Origin of the sequence: Streptomyces sp. NPDC057623, from assembly GCF_042800355.1 — a bacterium.
Taxonomy (GTDB): Bacteria; Actinomycetota; Actinomycetes; order Streptomycetales; family Streptomycetaceae; genus Streptomyces.
On sequence record NZ_JBHVGZ010000020.1, the window covers coordinates 36635 to 54206 of the forward strand.

General features: G+C 68.3%; 9 protein-coding genes and 2 pseudogenes. 3 read left to right on the forward strand and 8 right to left on the reverse strand.

Annotated elements, in window-relative coordinates:
• Positions 1-33: 33 nt before the first annotated feature.
• Genes ACFU95_RS21645 through ACFU95_RS21660 form a run of 4 tightly spaced genes read right to left on the reverse strand, consistent with a single transcriptional unit; the run spans position 34 to position 10302 of the window.
• A complete protein-coding gene (locus ACFU95_RS21645) occupies positions 34-1791 on the reverse strand; it encodes a hypothetical protein (RefSeq protein ID WP_383829922.1) in 1758 nt (585 codons plus the stop codon).
• Positions 1788-7256 carry a DEAD/DEAH box helicase gene (locus tag ACFU95_RS21650; protein ID WP_383829925.1) on the reverse strand — a complete coding sequence of 1823 codons (5469 nt, stop codon included), beginning with the start codon at positions 7254-7256 and terminating at the stop codon, positions 1788-1790. Before ACFU95_RS21650 ends, ACFU95_RS21645 begins: the two co-directional genes overlap by 4 nt.
• Positions 7253-8245 (reverse strand): hypothetical protein, encoded by a 993-nt coding sequence (locus ACFU95_RS21655; protein ID WP_383829928.1) that lies wholly within the window; start codon positions 8243-8245, stop codon positions 7253-7255. The genes ACFU95_RS21650 and ACFU95_RS21655 overlap by 4 nt, the downstream gene beginning before the upstream one ends.
• Positions 8242-10302: a hypothetical protein gene (locus tag ACFU95_RS21660; protein ID WP_383829930.1), complete on the reverse strand. Its 2061-nt coding sequence runs from the start codon at positions 10300-10302 to the stop codon at positions 8242-8244. The genes ACFU95_RS21655 and ACFU95_RS21660 overlap by 4 nt, the downstream gene beginning before the upstream one ends.
• 1155 nt (positions 10303-11457) lie before the next feature.
• Here ACFU95_RS21660 and ACFU95_RS21665 point away from each other — a divergent pair.
• On the forward strand, positions 11458-11928 hold the full coding sequence (locus ACFU95_RS21665; RefSeq protein ID WP_383829933.1) for a hypothetical protein: 471 nt from the start codon (positions 11458-11460) through the stop codon (positions 11926-11928).
• 65 nt (positions 11929-11993) lie between these two features.
• Positions 11994-14714 carry a toll/interleukin-1 receptor domain-containing protein gene (locus tag ACFU95_RS21670; RefSeq protein WP_383829936.1) on the forward strand — a complete coding sequence of 907 codons (2721 nt, stop codon included), beginning with the start codon at positions 11994-11996 and terminating at the stop codon, positions 14712-14714.
• Between the two features lie 253 nt (positions 14715-14967).
• Here ACFU95_RS21670 and ACFU95_RS21675 read toward each other — a convergent pair whose 3' ends face one another.
• From ACFU95_RS21675 to ACFU95_RS21685, 3 genes and pseudogenes are all read right to left on the reverse strand, one after another.
• On the reverse strand, positions 14968-15087 hold the full coding sequence (locus tag ACFU95_RS21675; RefSeq protein ID WP_383829939.1) for a hypothetical protein: 120 nt from the start codon (positions 15085-15087) through the stop codon (positions 14968-14970).
• Positions 15088-15148: 61 nt separating this feature from the next.
• Positions 15149-15745 (reverse strand): annotated as a pseudogene (locus ACFU95_RS21680) (transposase); the annotation flags it as partial.
• Positions 15746-15875: 130 nt separating this feature from the next.
• Positions 15876-16247: pseudogene (locus ACFU95_RS21685) on the reverse strand (transposase family protein); the annotation flags it as partial.
• 352 nt (positions 16248-16599) lie between these two features.
• Between ACFU95_RS21685 and ACFU95_RS21690 the strand changes: the two are divergent.
• Positions 16600-16725, forward strand: coding sequence for a hypothetical protein (locus ACFU95_RS21690; protein WP_383829942.1), 126 nt, complete (start codon positions 16600-16602; stop codon positions 16723-16725).
• 153 nt (positions 16726-16878) lie between these two features.
• Here ACFU95_RS21690 and ACFU95_RS21695 read toward each other — a convergent pair whose 3' ends face one another.
• Complete coding sequence (locus ACFU95_RS21695) at positions 16879-17565, reverse strand: hypothetical protein (protein WP_383829945.1); 687 nt, start codon at positions 17563-17565, stop codon at positions 16879-16881.
• Between the last annotated feature and the right edge of the window lie 7 nt (positions 17566-17572).

Sequence of the window (17572 nt, forward strand, 5' to 3'; positions counted from 1 at the left end):
GATCCGTCACGACGGCCAGAACCGCTGTCGCCTTTACCGGCTCTGTTGCTCACGATGTGCTGCCTCTGGATCTTCAAGGGCTGCGGTGTCTTCAGCAGCCGGGGAAAGGCGTTCCGTCGCCTTGGTGATTATTTCTCGGGCCGCCTCGGTGCGAGACCACGCGCGGTCGCTCTCCGTGGGCGGCGCGGTGAGCCTCTGCAAAGGTTCGGGCGGGAGTTCCAGCCGGTGGCTCGTGCCGGTGGGGTCCTTCCAGCGGTGCGGGGCGAGCGGGACGGCGAACCGGGGTACTTCCTGCCGCTCGCGCTCGGCCTTCTCGATCATGTCCTTGGCGCGGTTGATCCGGACGCGGCCGCTGTCGTCGAGTTCCTTCCTCAGGGCGCGCCAGGCCTTCTTCCAGTCGTCCGCCCCGTCGGGCACGCCGAGCACCAGATACGGGTTGAGCGGCTGGTCCCGTTCTCCGGGGGGCCGGTCCTCCAGGAAGCTCCGATTTTTCCAAAGCGTGGCCATGGCACCTCCGCCGAGCTGGTCCCGCACCGGGGGACGGCCTTCGGCGTCCTGCTCCAGGAGTTTGAGGGACTCTGTGATCTCCTGGCCGGCACGCAGGTAGGCGTGGACGTTCTGGGCCTCCCAGCGCACCGGCTGCGAGTGGTGCCGGAGCCTCGCGGCCATGGTGAGCGCCGCCTTCCTCCGCTGTTCCGCCGTCTCGTCGTCCTCGCGAAGGAGGGCACGGTGCATCTGCCGCACGGCCCTGATCAGAGTCCGCACACCGATCCAGCCGTTGAACCTCTTGTTGCTCGCGCTGCGCACGCTGGGGTAGATCCGCTCCAACAGGCTCCACAACCGCTCGTCGGCGACGAGTTCGTCCGAGGCCTCTCCGGTCCCCCGCACCTCGCGCAGCGCGTCGAGGAGCTTCTGTGTCGGCGGCAGGAGGTCGGTCCACTCCTCGGCGATGGCCTTGGCGTCGTTGGCCTGCAGTCTCACCAGCAGGCGCCAGTCCTGCGGCCAGTCACGGCCGGGTTCCGTTTCCGGGCCTGCCTCCCGGCGCTCCCGTTCCAGGGGCCAGGCCAGCAGGTCCATCTCCTCGTCGGTGAGGGACGCCGGGTCCAGGCGAGCGCGGAAGTAGGCGGCACGGGAGGTGCCGTCGCGCTCAGGGGCCGCGCCGATCCACTCCTCGTCGATGTAGTCGTCGAGAAGCGGCCAGGGAAGCTTCGTCAGGAGCGCCCTCTGGCGGGGGGCCGACAGGTTGGTCTCCATCAGGCGACGGTCGTCCTGGTAGATCTGCCACATGCTGTCCGGCTCCCCCAGGAGTGGCAGCGGCTTGTCTTCCAGCAGGGCGCGGGCGCGGTCGTTGAGCCGGCCGTTGAAGACGTCCAGCCCATGGTCCTGTGCCGTGACGAGCAGGGAGACGCCCTTGACCGCGTCGTCCTGCCGGGACGCTGCATCGGCCGCGGCCCGGGCCAGCTTCTGCGCGGAGAGCGTTCCGGTCTCCGCCTTCAGTGCGTCGGGCAGCACGATTTCGGCGAAGGAGCGTGCGCGCTTCCAGGCCTCCCGGTCGGCGAATCCTTCGGGGACCGGTTGGGGCATGGCCAGTTCCGGCTCCGGCTGTTTCTGCGGCGGAACGACCAGAGTAGGGCCGTCGGCGGCTTCCGCGGCCTGCGGAGCTTCCCCGATGGTCCGGCCTTGGGCGCGGGCCCGGCGGAGGGCGAGGCGGCGGGCGATCTCGCGCTGCCGCAGCTCCTCCAGTCGGGCCTGCTCGTTCTGGCCCGCTCCCGGCGGGATTCCTGCCGTCATAGGAGCTCCTCCGCGAAGATGTGCACCTGCTCGATCACAGCGGCAGGGGTCCGGTCCAGGCCGTAGGAGTCGGCGAAGGCGATCCTGGTGGCGAGGCCACCGTCACGGACCTCGTTACGAAGGGCCTGGAGCCGTTGGTTCCCGCACTCCTCGGTGGCGGACTCCAGCGGATGCTTGACGGCGACCGCGACGGGCTCGCCAGTGAAGTCCGAGGTGAAGAGCGCCACCGGTCCGGCGGCGGTCTCCTTCAGGCTGACGGTAGGCTCCTCGTCCGCCCAACCCCTCAGCAGGACGACGTGCTCGTCCGGATCGATCTGCAGTTTCCTGCCGCGCAGGGCGTCGGTCAGGTCGCGGGCGAGCCGCCAGTCGTACAGCGGGTGGAGGCGCATGTTGGAGTAGTCGCGCAGGCAGGCGTAGCAGGAGCTGCGGCAGTTCTGCGCATGATGGTCAGCCTCCAGGTCGTGCACGTAGCTGTCGACCGTTTGGAGGAACTCCTCGATGTGTTTCTCTGAACCGAGGTAGGTGCTGAAGCCTGCGCCGTTGTCGAGGCTGTCCGCCAGGTAGGCCATGACGGGAGCGGCCACCGGGGCGTCCGAGCCGTGGATGCCGCTGAGGAGTTCCTCCGGCTGAACGTCCAGGTGCGGGGCGGCGGCACGGCGCAACAGGGCCGCCAGCGAGTACCAGGCGGCGCGCCGGCCGTGGTAGGCCTCGGGGAAGCCGTCGATCTGCTGGGACTTCGAGATGTCGAAGCGGAGGCCCCGGTTCGTGTCGAGGGCGCTCTTGGCCCCGATGAAGAGCATGTCTGTGTGCTGGGTCGCGCCGAGGGCGATCTCCAGGTCGGCTTCCGCCTTGGGGTTGTCCAGACCGAGGTATCCGCGCCACGGGCCGGTGTTCTTGACGAACCGGAAAAGCTTTCCGGCGTTGGTGTTGACGATGTAGCGGTCGCCGCTGCCGGTGTGGACGACCATCCAGTCGTCGGCGGCACGGTGGATGCGGGGGGCGGTCTTCTCCAGGTCGGTAGCGGTTCGTGCGCTGGTGGCGTTAGAGCCGAGCTCCCGGTAGCCGTCGTAGTCCCGTGCTTCGTGGGCGGCCCGAAAGCCTGCGGGCTCCCGGAAGGGAACGGCCCTGTAATACTTGCTCTCCGCGCCGCAGGCGGGGCAGGTGCCGGCGCTCCCGGTTTCCGGGTCGACGACGGCCTGTGGGTCCACGTGGGAACAGATCCGGCACATGGCGACCAATTGTTCCGGTCCGAACGGGTCCTCGGCAGCCTGTACTCCGCGACCGCTCGGGACGAGGGAGACTACTCCCCTGGAGCGGAGCAGACGGCCGTCCTGCGGGGTTTCGCTGCCCGGTGCGAACTTGCTGAGGGCGACGGCCAGGTCGCGGTTGACGGAGTCGGCCGGCGGCCAGGGGAAGGTCTTCTGCGGGATGCTCCGGTAGAGGAGGCGGGAGCGGGTCGGGAAGCCGAACATGGGCAGGAGACCCGCCTCTGCCAGACGCTGGCTGAGGTCGGAGTGGCCAACCGTCCGGGCTGCCACCTCGTCGACCTGGCCGAGGAGTTCGTCGATAGCGACGACCGGACCGATGGCGGCGATACTCTCCGGTGTTCCGGCCTGGAGGGCGGAGGCAGCGGCTCTGATGCGTTCCGGGTGCTCGGCGATCCAGCGGTGGACGGCGCCCCGATGCGTCGGCCAGTCGGCGGCGAGGCCGAACTGCCCGTGGACGTTGGTCGTCATGTCCGGCCCCTTCCGGCGGTCCTCCGGCTGCAGGGGCTCGAAGGCCTGGCGGAGGACCTCTCCCAGCAGGACCCGCCGGAAGACGGAGACCATGCCGAGGACCAGGTAGGGCGGCGGGGTCGGGTCGTTGGTGATGGCTTCCGGGCGGGCGAAGTAGTGCTCGTCGTGACTGCGGCCGCGGCAGACGGTGAGGGCCACGGCGACCGGGCTGTTGCGTCGGCCTGCGCGCCCCACCCGCTGCTGGTAGTTGAAGCGGGTGGGCGGCATGTTGGCCATGATCACGGTGTTGAGGGGGCCGATGTCGACGCCGGCCTCCATGGTCGTGGTCACGGAGAGCAGTTCCAGGCCGTCCGCCTGCGGGACGTCGTTGTCGCCGAGGAAGACGTCCTGGAAGAGGCTCTGCCGACGCTGGGCCTCCAGCCGGTCCGTCTGGCCGGTCAGCTCCGCCGTGCGCAGGGGGAAGTCGCCGGTGCGGTGGGCGGCCTTCCACGCGTAGTAGTCGTCTTCAAGGACTCCGCTGTATTGCTGGGGCACGGCAGGCAGCGGGGTCAGGCACTTGGTGCACAACCCCGTGCCCGGGTGAAGGTGCGGCCGGTGGCAGGAAGGGCATGTCCAGGTCTTGTTCTCGCCGGGGCGGAGCGCCACCTTCTCCGGCTTGATGACGTAGTCGACCACGGCGTCCTTCCAGACGCCGAGCACCCGGTCCTCGATCGTCTGCACATCGGTGCCCTGACGTTCGGCGACCTGCTTCCAGAAACGCTTCAGAGGCGCAGGCGGCCTCTGCAGAGAGGCACGTATCCGGGTGAAGCGCCGCATCAAGCCGAGAATTCGCAGACTGGCACGCGCCACGGCCTGATCGCTGTCCGGACCGATCTCTACAGGCGAGCGGTCATCGCGCAGGCAGAGCCAGCCGAGTCCGAGCGATTCGAAGTCTCGGCCGCCGCCGGAGAAGAGGCTTCCGATGGTCTCGAGGCGGAGGCGGGAGCGGATGCGGTTGAGGAGTTCCTCCTGTGCCTGGGTCTCCGCCACCGCTTCCCGGTCTCGCTCCCAGTTGTAGAGCGCGGTCCAGGGCTGTCCGGCCGAGGTCTGCTGGAGCGAGGCCGCGGGACCGGCCGGGTTGGTGCCGTACTTCAGCAGCATGCCCTCGAGGTCGGAGGCGAGGTCGTCCAGGGAGGGCAGTTCGGAGAACTTCCGCTCCAGGTCGGGCAGGAGTTCCGGTTCCGCGTCGAGGTCGTCGGCAAGGATCGCCTTCAGGCGCCCCCAGTCCGCTGGGTTGCGGTCCCTCAGCCGTTCCATGGCGGCACGGGCGCCCGCACGATCGACCGGCTCCCCGACGTAGTGGGCCTTCACCAGCTGAAGGTCTCCGAACGGATCCCCCTGGTTCTCGACGGCCTGGGCGCTGAGCAGGCGGAGAAGGTCCTGGTGGTGGCGGAGAGCCAGACCGCTGGCGAGCTCGGAAGCATCGTCGCGGCTGTCGGAGAAGGCGATCGCCTTGCGCCGGCCGTCGGGAAGGTGGCCGAGGGCTTCGGTCACCAGCACTTGGTTGATCTTGTAGAAACCGGTGCGCATCCGCCGGACCGGCGCGTTGCGCAGCCGGTCAGGAGATTCCAGCGGGACGAAACGGCCGTCCCGGTCGTACTTGATCTCCCAGTCGTCGCCGCAGGCGGGGCAGCGGGTGGGGAAGGCCTGCAGCCGGGCCGGGTCGTAGGCCGCCTTCTTGCCCTCCTTGTCCAGGGGCACGGAGATGTGGAACGACCATCCGGTGTGCTGGACGTCCCGGTTCTCCAGGCGGCCGGTGGCGGGCTGGTAGGCGCTTCGGCGGAACTCGAACCCGACCTGCGGCCCGCCGTCGGACAGGCCCGCGTGCCAGCCGGGGTCGTCGAGGCCGAGGCCCTTGGTGCGCGGCCAGTACACGAGGTAGTTCGCCGCGGTGGGTGCGCCGCTGGCCTCGTCGGGGAGCAGGTCCATGTCCGGGAAGTCGGTGTGGAGGGCACCGGTGAACTTGCGCCGCTGGGTGTCCTGGGGGCTGGCGTACCCGCCGAGCATGAGGTCGCCGCAGGCTTGGCAAGAGAGAAGCTCCAGTACGCGGGAGCCGCAGGTGCAGCGGGACGTGGGCTCGGCGAAGAGCCGGCCTACCCGCCGTTCGGGGCCGTGCTCCACGGGGATGTCTTGGCACTGCGGGTCGGAGCAGGCCCAGATGCCCTCGATGTTCCGGAAGAAGAAGTGGGCGCGGAGCTGGGGAAGTTCGGGGTCCTGGGCGGAGCCGAGTATGCGCAGAACGCCGTGGAGTGCGTCCTGACGCTGTTCCTCGGGGACGTCCGGGAAGAGGTTCTTCGCCAATTCGGGAGCGGGCAGAGCACGAGGCTTGCCGCCGGGAGTGAGTGCGCGCTGGAGCGCCGGGCCGAGGCCGGTCTCCCGGGCCAAGGCGACGGCTCCGACCTGGGTGACGGGGGCCTTCGCAGCCTGCGCGAGGCGTGCGGTGTGTGCCGCCAGGTCGCCCTCGCCGTGGATCGCCTTCGCCTTTCCGGGGATGATCGCGCGCCGGGAGCCGGGCAGGGCGAAGAACCCGTCGAGGAAGTCGTCGTCCCTGCCGGCCTCCAGGGAGGCGGAGGCGGCGAGCACTCGCAGCTTCTCGGGGTTCTTGTCGAGGCCGAGGCGGTGGCGGAGGTTGCGCAGCAGGTAGGCCACCTCGGTGCCGGCCGTGCCGCGGTACATGTGGAGCTCGTCGAGGATCAGGGTGAGGCGGGCGTCCGGGGTTTCCTCCAGCCACTTCCTCGTGGCGCTGAAGATGTGCTCCTCCTGCTTGCGGAGCAGCATGATGTTGAGCATCGAGTAGTTGGTGACCATGATGTCCGGCGGTGCGGCCTGCATGTCCCAGCGGGCGTGCATCTCCGCTCCGCCGAGGCGCGGGATGAAGGGCCGTAGCTCCTCGTCGAGCTTCTCGTCGGCCTTGCGCTGCCGTTCCTGGACCTCCCGCAGGTACTGCCGGAGACGGAAGTTCGCCGGCTCGGAGTCGCGGCTGCCGGAGACGGGGGTGGCTCCGGTGTAGCGGCCGAAGTAGAAGCGGTGTCCGTTGCGCTTGCGGTCCAGCCATGCGTGGGCCTCGCGGCTGTCCAGCGACTTGCGGAGCCGGACCAGCTGGTCGTCGGCGAGGGCGTTGGTGGGGTAGAGGATCAGCACGCGCAGGGCGGCGGGGTGCCCGTGCTCGTTCTGTCGGCTGGGCACGTGGTCGCCGTCTAGCTGCCACCATTCCCGCTGCGCCACACGTGTGCCCTGCCAGTGGGCGGACTCGGCGACCAGGTCGGCGAGGACCGGCAGGAGAAAGGACTCCGTCTTGCCGGAACCGGTGCCTGCGGTGACCACGAAGTCCTTGCCCTCGCAGGCGGCGACCAGGGCGTCGTGCTGATGCTGGTAGAGGCTTGTCACGCCGTCGGGGAGCGTGAAGCGGGCGAACTCGGCCGCGTCGGGGTGCGCCCCTGCTTCGGCGAATGACTCCGCGATGCTGACGCCCCGGGAGGCGTACTGCGGGCGCAGCTCGATCAGCGGGTCGCGCCAGGCCCCGTTGTCCCGATCCAGGAGGTTGCGCCGTTCGTCCATGACGGAACGATCGTCGACGCTGAACGGGGTGTCGTAGTAGCGGAAGAGTGCGCTGCGCAGGTCGTCGAAAGTGCCCATGACGTCCTGGACATCGGTGTCCGTCGCCGCCGTTGTCTGCTGTTCCACGCTCACTTGGCCCTCCCGCCGGTGGCCGTCACCGGTCGCGGCATGGTCTCCAGGTTCTGCTGCAGCGAGGCCGCGACCGCCTCGGCGAGTGCCCTCGGCACGTTGTCGTACGCGCGGGTCTGCGTCTGCCTGCCCGCCGAGGGCGGAAAGCCGCTACACAGGACGGCCGCGCGCTCGTGAAGGGCGGGCAAAGGCGCGTACCGGTCGACGAAGAGCCGACCGATGCCGGCGCGGCCCTTGACGGATTCCGGCTGCCAGCGCATCGCGCCTGTGCGATGGCGGGCGAGCTCCAGGTAGATGCCCGTCTCGCGTTCCACCGCGTGGAAGACGCCGTTGCAGCGGACACGGGTCAGGCGTGCGTAGTCGGCTCCGCGCCACCGGTACAGGCCGTCCTCGTCGTCCCTTGCCACGGAAACGAACCGCTGGAGGCGCAGCTCGTACCTCTCCAGCGTGTTGGCGGTGCTCCCACCGGGCGGAGCGGACTCGGGGCCCAGCGCCGCCTGCGGAAGCAGCTCCATCAACTGCAGGGCCGCGCAAGGGACGTAGCGGGCCCCGAGGAACCCCGCGGCTTCCGACAGCGTCCGCAGGTCCTCGTACTGAAACAAGAGGGTGTCGGGCAGCGGGGCCTCACCGGCCTCCGGCCGGTGAGGGACGGTAATCAGCTCCATCCACTCCTGTGCCGCCTCCTCGACGCGCGTGCTGATCCGCGCGGTGCGCGCACCGGTCAGCAACGCAAGGCCGTCGGCGTGGGGCAGCCGGGTCAGCACCGGCGGGGCCAACGACCAGCGGTCGGCGCGCAGGTCCACGTCGATGAAGCCGAGAGCGGCGGCCTTACGCATCCAGTCCCAGTCGGCGTACTCCTTCAGCTCCAGGCCCCATGCCCGAGCCTGGCTACGGATCCCGTCGCGCAGTGCGGACGCCTTGCCGCTGCGGCTCTCGCTCAGCCAGCGCAGGAGGATCCCACCGAACTCGGTGCTGCTCATCGGCCCCGTCATCGGTCCAGCTCCTTCGCTGCCTGCACGTACGCGGCCCATGAGGGCTCGGAGGACGCCTGCTGGGCGTTGAGGACGGCGCGGGCCCAGGCCCGCGGGTTGCCGGCGCTCTTCGGCTTCGGCGTTCCGGGGTTCACCGGGCGGCCCTTCCAGCGTCCGCTCCGACGCTCCAGGAGCCAGCCGCCGATGCCGTGGAAGTCGGCCTCGAAGCGGAGCGGGGCGGGGGTATCGGGCAGACGTTCTGTCCACCAGTCCGGTCGCTCCGGGGCCTCCAACGTCCACAGCCGTCCGTCGGCCGCCGCGAACAGCGCCTCGTCCGCGTCTCGACGGCACAGCTCCATGACGGCTGCCGCATCCTGGGTGGTGGCGCCCGTGCAGTCGGCGCCGGTGATGCCGGTCGGCAGGGTCTGCTCGACGAGGAGGGAGGGCGACTCCGAGGCCTTGCCGTCCACGACGGTGAAGCCGCAGACCTTGGTCATCTTCGGCTCGACGACGGCCTGGTCCGCGGTGGCGAAGCCGATCTCCACGCCTGCGTAGCTCACCGTGTGGCGGCCAGGCTCCAACCGGAGAACGGCCAGGGGAACGGGACGGCCCGCGGCGACCGCCTTCCTGACCTCGGGCCGCTCTTTCCCGTCGACCAGGAGGGTGCCCATGCCCTCCATGGCGTCCGGGAGGACCACCTGGGGCTCGCCTCCCCGCAGATACAAATGGGGATCGAGCCATGGCGCGAGCTTCAGTCCGCCCTCGAGGCGGAGCTTGAACTGGGCCGGGGGCTGCAGGAGGCCGACCGCGCCCTGGACCTCCTTCAGCGCCCGGCGCAGGGTGACCGCGTCGTCGAAGGTGACGGGCTTGTGCATGGACCAGCCCTGCGGCACCCAGGCCAGCTTGCTGGTGTCGGCGCTCCGGCCCGTGGTCGCGGCCTTGTCCAGCAGCCGTTGCACGTCCCGCTGCGCGGTCGGGGCGGCGAGCACCACGTGTGCCTCTCCCGGGCGGAAGCCGTCGGTGCCGGCCCAGACGCCGAGCACGTCGTCCCGTGCGAGCACCAGGACGGAGCAGGCGGGGCGGCTGAGCACCAGGTTGTCCCCGTCGTGGCGGACGCCCCTGGCGAGGGTGTCCGCGCTCGCGGCGGCCATGCCTGTCACCTCGTAATAGGCGGTGTCGCCAAGCTGTTCGAGGAAGACGCCGCCGTTGAGCTCGATGCGCTTCTTCCGCTCCGCAGCCCGCAGGCGGGCCACCCAGCTGAGACGCCCCGCGTCCAGCCGCACCAGGAGTTCGGCCCGGGTGACACCGGTGGGCACCAGCTCGTCCGAACCATCCCAGGATGCCGCGTAGTTGCCGATCAGCCTGGCGAGGAAGGGGCGGAACTCCTCCTCCTGCAGAGCGTTGCGGAAGCCCTCGGAGAAGTGCTGCCCCATGCCCCGGATCTCGATCTGGGCCAGCAGCGTCTCCCCCGGCAGCGGCCAGGTCGTGCCGTACTCCCGCAACGACCGGAAGAACCTCGGCATGAAGGACCGGTCCGCGCCGCTGATGAGCGCCTGGGACTGAGCGAACCCGATCATGCTGCGGTTGGAGGGCAGGTCGGCGGGGGCGGGAATGGTGCAGAGACCCCGCGCGCCCCTCTGGCTGAACTGCCAGGAGGCCAGCACCTGCCACATGCGGGAGATGGGCTCGTAGTGCTGGCTGCCCAGCTGCTTCTCAGCGCCGGTCAACAGCTCGGAAAAGCGGGCATGGTAGGCCGTGGCGCGGTGGTTCTGGTCGTTCACCATCCGGGACGCGGCCATCACCGAGCAGGCCAGCAACGGAAGGAAAGCGGGCACGCCGTTCTTGTCCTGCTGTCGCTTGCGCCAGCGGTAGTCCTCAAGCGCGCTGTACGGTTCCGCGGTCCCCAACCGCAGGAACTTGCCCACACACTGGGCGAGAGGCTCCTCTATGCCGTATCCGTGCCTGAGCTCCTGCTCCACGTCGTCGTCAACGTAGAACAACGTCGGGTGGCCGGCGTGCTGCCGTCCGAAGAACTCCTCGGCCAGCACTTCCTGCCACGCCTCATACGAATGATCCACTCTGTCCCCAAAAGAGAGGTTCCAATGCCCTATTCATGAAATCCCCCGGCATGGAACGGCCTTCCGCGTCACCCTAAACCCGCCACTGTCAACGAGCCACTACTGAACGCCTTCTCGGGCGCAGCCCTCGACTGCCACTGCCCGATCACCACACGGCCGCCCCGCACCTCCATGCCCTCGCCCCGCATCTCCGCGAGATGCGGAAGCAGAAGCAAGAGGCCTTCACACGCGGCCAGCACCCAAGGAGAGGTGAAGGAGCGTCACCGGCGCACAGATGCACGATCAACTTCACGGAATCTGTGCCTGAACCCGTTTCACCCGTTGCCACCGACAGCAGCAGGGCGGCGGGCGGCCACCTGTACAGGTTTCCACTCCAGAGTCGACGCGGTGGCGATGTCCGCGGCCACGGAGGCGTGATCCCGAGCGGAAAAGCGGAGCACACGGCACCCCGCACACGGCGCGTGCATGACCCCGGGGACTCGAACTGTCGGCCAAGCGACATCGGCCTACCTCTTCAACTGGACGACCGTCTGGAGCACCAGCTGCCCACCCCCGACCGGCGGCTTCCCTCGTTCCCATGTTCTGGGTCCCCCGCCGAGGGCACCAACTTGCGCAGCGCGCAACAGCTCGGAGAAACAAGATCGCGCATAGGCCGACACGCGTCTTTGGGAGATGCGCCGACATGGCCACAACGAGCGAATCTTCACAGCTCACAGCGGGTGCACACGGTCAGCCCTTGATTGTGCCCCCGCCTCCCCGCGACCCTGCGCGCCCGTTCCTGCCGGCCACGGTCTGGCCCTTGCCCGGTGACGGACCCCACCCAAACACGTACACGCGCGGACATCCGCGCGGTAAAGTTCAGAGTTGTCCGGCCCAGCGATCGACCCCACTCCGGCGCAGAGGGAAATGCCCATGCTTCCTAGCGGATCCCCTCATTTACGTCGACAGTGCTTCTCACGTCCACCCGGATCGGCCGCCGCCCGGACCGCACTGCTGGTCTCGGCTCTGGCGATGGCGTTCACCGGCGGATGCGACAACACAAGGGGATCAAGCGGGTCATCCCGGGCTGAGTCCTCGCCCGCCTCTTTTCCACCGAGCCCGCCGGAGGCCTCATTTCCACCGAGCCCGCCAGAGGCCGCGCAGTGTGCCGGCAAGGTGCTCGATCACCGAGACATCCAGCACCCGGATCTGGGGGAGGTCCGCGTGTACCTGGTCCGGCGGTCCGCCTCCAACGAGCCCACCGGGTGCGTCGCGGCCGTTACCGGCCGCGGGCGCGCGCTGGCCTCCGTTGACGTGGATGTCTACGAAGACTCCCTGCACTTCGCCGAGCCTGCAACCGACGCCACCAAGAACACCTTCGTGATCTACAATCCCGGGCGCTACGACGGGGTACTGGTGCTCGTACCCAACACGGACGGATTCGAGGACATCGGCTGGAATGACCCGGCGGAACACTACTCCGGCGGAAGGTTCGCCTATTACGGTGCAAGGCTCGCCGGTCCTGCCAACGACGGTAGATACACGATCATCCATTCTAGTAACTCGTGCAATCCCACTTGCGCTCAAGGCGCCACCGCGCAGGTGACGTTACGTTGGAACGGTCACGATTACCTGCCGACAGAATGATGCCGAGGTACTTGTTGGCGCGGATTTGGGGGCACGGTACGGCGTTTGCACGGCTGCGTTCCTCCTTGGCCCGCCGCGCGCGGGTCAGGACGGAGCTCGGGTACGGCGTTTTCCTCTCCTACAGCGGTGAGCGCGACCGGCGATGGCTGCCGCATCTGCAGCGTGTGATCGAAAAGCAGTCCCGGCCCTGGTACAAGCCACCGCGCATCAGGGTCTTTCTCGACGACAGCAGTGTGTCGATCGGGCCGCAACTCTGGGGCAAGATCGAAGCCGGTCTTGACCGCTCTGACTGGCTCGTGGTCCTGGCCTCGCCGGAGTCGAAGGCCTCGGTGTGGGTTGACCGGGAGATCGAGTGGTGGCTGGAGCACAAAGCGGTGGACAACATCCTGCTCGTTGTCACCGCCGGACAGTTGGTGTGGGACGAGCAGCGGGGCGACTGGAATCCGGAACTGTCAACGGCTCTGCCCACCCGGTTGTCGGGAAAATTCGAGCAGCAACCGGTCTGGAAATCCGTGGATCTCCGCCCCGGCAGGGAAGCGGGCTTCCCACCCGATGTCGATGGTGTCGCATTCGGTATTGCGTCCGTCGTGCGCGGCCTTCCAGAGGACGAGCTCAGATCGGAAGGGCTCCGCGAAACAAGACGCAACCTGCGAACAGCCAGGATCGTCGCGGCTATCTTGGGCTTTCTGCTCCTGGTCGCGAGCACGGTGTCGGTGATCGCGGTGGTCTCACGTGCAGAGGCCACCCGCCAGCGTGACCATGCTGTCGCGCAACAACTGATCACCCAGAGTTCTTTGCTCGCACATAAGGACCCGTTCGGCGCCCGGCTCAAAGCATTGGCAGCGTTGCGTATCGACCCCTCTCCGGAAACCCGTCTCGCCGTTCTCAACGCCTCCATCAATCCACAATCCGGCCTGTTCCCTCACTCCTGGTACGTGATGTCAGTAGCTTTCAGCCCTGACGGCAGGACCGTTGTGACCGGCGGTGGCGACGGCGTGGTACGGCTCTGGAACACAGCAACACAGCAGAAAGCAGGTAACTCACTCATCGGGCACCACGGAGGCATCACGTCAGTGGCCTTCGGCCCGGGCGGTAAGACGCTGGCCAGCTCAAGCCACGACGGCACCGTCCGGCTTTGGGACGTCGCCCGTCGCACACCCATCGGTCCCCCGTTCAACGCCCACGTCGGCAGCATCACTTCGACTGCGTTCAGCCCCGACGGCAGGACACTCTTCACCGCCAGCACGAGCGACTCCTGGTCCGTACAGGTATGGGACGTGGCGACCCACCGCCAGATCGGCAAGCCGCTCAGCGGTTCCACCTACGCCGCCCCAGTGGTCTTCAGCCCCGACGGCAAAACTTTCGCTTCTTCGTCCGGCGATGGCTTACAACTCTGGGACACGACGTCGCGTGCGCCGATCGGCGGGGTTCTGAGGGAAGCTGACAGGATCATCACCTCGGTTTCCTTCAGCCCCGACGGCAGGACTCTCGCCTCCGCCGACCTCGACGGCAGCATCCGGCTCTGGGACACCACCACCCGGACCCCGATCGGGAAACCGTTTGCCTCCACCTCCACGGGGATTGAGTCGGTGGCCTTCAGCTCCGACAGCGCGGTGCTCGCCGCCGGCCACGAGGACGGCAGCGTGCGTCTTTGGGATGTCGTGCGGCACAGCCAGGTGGGGGAGCCGTTTATCGGCCACACCAGTACGGTCACGGCCGTTGCTTTCAGCCCGGACGGATCGGTCTTGGCCAGTTCGAGTGACGACACCACAGTCCGTCTCTGGGACATCCGCACGCAACGACAGGTCGGAGCAGCGATCGGCATCGGTGACCAAACGGCAGCACTCAGCCCAAATGGCCAGACCCTGGCTGTGAGCTCTGATGCCACCGTGCGCTTCTGGAACATCGCCGCACGTCGCTGGGCTGGCGATCCTCTGGTAAATGGTGACGAAAGCCTGCCCTTAGTCGTTTCCGTCAGCCCCGATAGTGCTGTGCTGGCGATCGCCTCCCGAGAAATACGACTCTGGGACGTCGCAGCCCGCCGCCTCATCGGCAAGCCACTCCTCGGCACAAGCAACGTCAATGCGCTGGCTTTCAGTCCGGACGGTAGGACCCTCGTCAGTGCCGACCTGGACTCCGTACACGTATGGGACCTGGCGGCACATCGCCAGACCGGCACAGCACTCGATGTCCGGGCAACGAGCGTCGCATTCAGCCCTGACGGCCGCACCCTTGCCACCAATACGGAGAACAACACTGTGGCGCTCTGGGACGTTGCCACGCACCGTCGTATCGGCGAAACCTCGGCCAGCCACACCGCGCAGATCACGGCGGTGGTGTTCAGCCCCGACGGCACGACGCTGGCGACTGCGGGCCGCGACAACACCGTCCGGCTCTGGAGCGCGGCCACACGTGAGCAGATCGGGGAGCCGCTGACCGGTCACCGCAGCGGCGTCATCTCCGTAGCGTTCAGCCCCAACGGGAGAACCCTCGCCACCGGCAGCATGGATCATGCGGTCAGGCTCTGGGACGTCGCTACCGGGCGCCAGATCGGCAATCCGCTTGAAGGACACAGTGCCGATGTCTCCGGTGTGGCCTTCGACCCCGACGGCAGAACGATGGTCAGCTGGGGCGGAGACGGCACAGCACGGGTGTGGAACGTCGAAGCGACGGTGGACCCAGTGCGTTCACTGTGCAGATGGGCGAAAGGTGCCTTTACCTCTGACCGGTGGCGCGACTACGTGCCGCCGGGCCCCGCTTCTCGCTCACTCTGCCCGAAGTCTTGATTAGGGCACGATCGCGCTGTGCCGGTCGCGGCCGGGCGGGGCGAACGGGGTCTGTCGCCCGAGCTGACTCGTGGCTGGGACGCCGCTACGGCATCCGCCGATGCGTGAGCAACTCCGCCGATCGACTACACCGGAGACCTGGACCCGCTCGTGACGGCACCCTCCGAGGCCCGCTGAGGCAGGGCCGCAGCCACCTGCCGTCAGTGGCACGGGTTCAGCTCTGCCCCGACTTGACGCCTGTCAACGGGGGTCTTCAAAGTTGAGCGGTGCGGAGGCGGCCGCGGGCTCGGCGGGTGGTGACGCAGCGTGTGCGTAGGCGTTGGCTGTCGGCGTTGCGGAAGCCGAAGGCGGCGCGGGCGACGAGCTTGATCACGCGGTTGATCCCTTCGCTCTTGGCGTTGGTGTGGCCGGTGTCGATGAACGGAGATCTCGGTCCACCAGCGGTCGACGGTGGTGGCGAGCTGGCGGACTTCGGGGATGTCGGCGTCCGCGCACCAGGTCAGGAACTTCCACCGTGCGTGGCCGATGCGGTGGCGGTCGGCGCCGGTGCGGGCCAGGGCGAGGAGGTTACGCAGGGACTCCTTGGCGATCCACGCGGTCAGCAGGGTGCGGCCGATCTTCCCTTCGGCCAGCAGCGGGTTCCACATGGTGGCGAACTGCTCGTCGGTAAGGTCCTCGCGGTTGCGCAGCAGGCGTCGCCTCGCCTTCCACTCTGGGTCGCTGGCGCGTCCGCGCCGTCCGCGGATCTCGGCGGTGGTGCGGCGGCGGATCATGGAGAGCATCTTGTTGGCGAGTTGGACGACGTGGAAGTGGTCGACCACGACGGTGGTGTCGGGCAGGCCGGTGCGGATCGCGGCGCGGTAGGTGGCCGACATGTCGATGGCGACGTGGCGGATGTTCTTGCGCCAGGTCAGCGGTGTGGTGGACAGCCAGGCCAGGACGTCGGCGACGGTGCGGCCCTCGCCCTGGCCGAGCAGCCCGCCGTGGCCGGCCGCGTCGACGAACCCGGTGTGCCACCGATCCCGGGTCAGACGCCACTTGCCGGACTCGGGGTCCTGCTCCCACTTCGTCTTGCCCCGGCGGGTCTAGTCGATGCCCAGCACCCGTCACCTCGGGCAGCGGGGCGTCGACCACCTCGCGCGCCGTTGTACGGAAGGCGCCCATCACCGTCGGCCAGGACAGACGCAGGTCACGGGCGGCCTGGATGACCGTGGAGCCCGCATCCCCTACCCGGTGTCCGGCCGCCTGGCGCAGCCGGGCGGTGATCCGCGCACCGGCCGGTATCTGGGCAATGCTCTCGGTGAACGACTTCCTCGGGCATGCCGGCTCGCGGCACCACCAGCGGCGCCTGTGCCAGAAGAGCTCCAACCCCCGTTCGCCGTAGGGCAGATCACGCGGCCGGGTCACCGCCAGCCCCTTCACCCGGGAGGCGAAGACCCCGCAGGACGGGCAGGCCCGCGCCGCATCATCCGCCGTGATCAGGTGCACCCGACGCGTCCCGTCGGCCAGCGACTCGACCCGCACGACGGACACCCCGTCGAGGCCGAGCAGCAACGTCGTATCGTTGACCAAGCCCGTGGCTCCCCAATGATCATTCTGCGTAGAGAACAGAACTGATCACTCAGGACCACGGGCGTCCTGCGTCCAGGGGCCACTCCCGCCATGCACATCACACATCGTGACGAACAGTCAGCGCGCCCGACGAGACGCACCGCTCAAGTTCGAAGACCCGTCAACGGCGCTGTGCAGTGCCTGTGGGCGTCAACATGGGTGCTCGCAGAACTTCTTGGGAGATTCAAACGGTGCGCGCACGCACCCGATTGGCCTGCGCGCTGATCCCATCGGTTCAATGATGAATCCGTATGAGTTAGACAGACCAGGAAGTGTGCGAGAGCCGTCGCTCATGGACGACTGCCGGGAGCACCAGCTGGCGATCGGCGACAGGCTGCTGTCCGTCACGGCCGCGCGCCCGGACAATGCTTTCGACCGGTACTGGGACGAGATCCTTTGAATCCGCGGAACACCCGCAACTGCGTCGGCCGGTACCACGGGCGCCCGAAGTTCTCCGTGCTCCGCTGGAAGACGGTCGCGACTTCGCCGTCCAGATTCTGGCTGTACGAGATGAAGAGGTCGTAGTGGCCCTCTGCCCTCTCGCGCCCTGAAATCATGAGGTGATGCGGGGGTCGCCCGGGGTCAGCCGGTTGTCCTCACGAGTCCAGACGGTGGTGGCGTCACCGGTGGGGCAGCAGTGTGGGTCGTTGGTGCGGTACCACTTCTCGTGCACGACAATCCGGCCCGGTGCGAACTCCGCACCCACTAGTGCCGTGCTGTACTGTCCGGACTGCCGCGGGGTGATCGAACCGATGACGACGAGGTTTTTCCCCGCGCGCCCGTACACCACATACCCGGCGGCGATCTGTGCGTTCTGCGTCTTACCGTTGTCGTCGCAGCCGACATAGACGACGGCCTCGTCGCGGTTGTCGCCGTCCGTGTCGCCGTAAAGGACTTCCGTCCCACGGCGGACACGAACCGGTCCCCACACTGTGGACTTGGCCCTGGCCTCGCTCTGGGCGTCGAATCGCACGAGCCCCTTCACGCCACAGAACTCGCCCGGGGCGGGTGTATTCGTCCAGTCCACGTCGTGCAGATCCACCGGCGCCGGCCCGACGACCTCGGGACCGGCCGACGACGTGGTGGCAGACGCGTCCGAGGACTCGGCGTCGGATGCGGCGGTTCCCTGGGTCGATGGTTTGACAGGGGGCGCGGGGCTCGGTGTGTCGCACGCGCTGGTGGTCAGCAAAATCGCCAGGAACGCGGTGAGCGGGTTGATGCGCTGCAAGCCGGTTGCCACTGTGTCC

Bases quoted from the DNA above. Each gene is read 5' to 3' on its own strand.
- ACFU95_RS21645 (WP_383829922.1), bottom strand. From the start codon at position 1,791: ATGACGGCAGGAATCCCGCCGGGAGCGGGCCAGAACGAGCAGGCCCGA.
- ACFU95_RS21655 (WP_383829928.1), bottom strand. From the start codon at position 8,245: ATGACGGGGCCGATGAGCAGCACCGAGTTCGGTGGGATCCTCCTGCGC.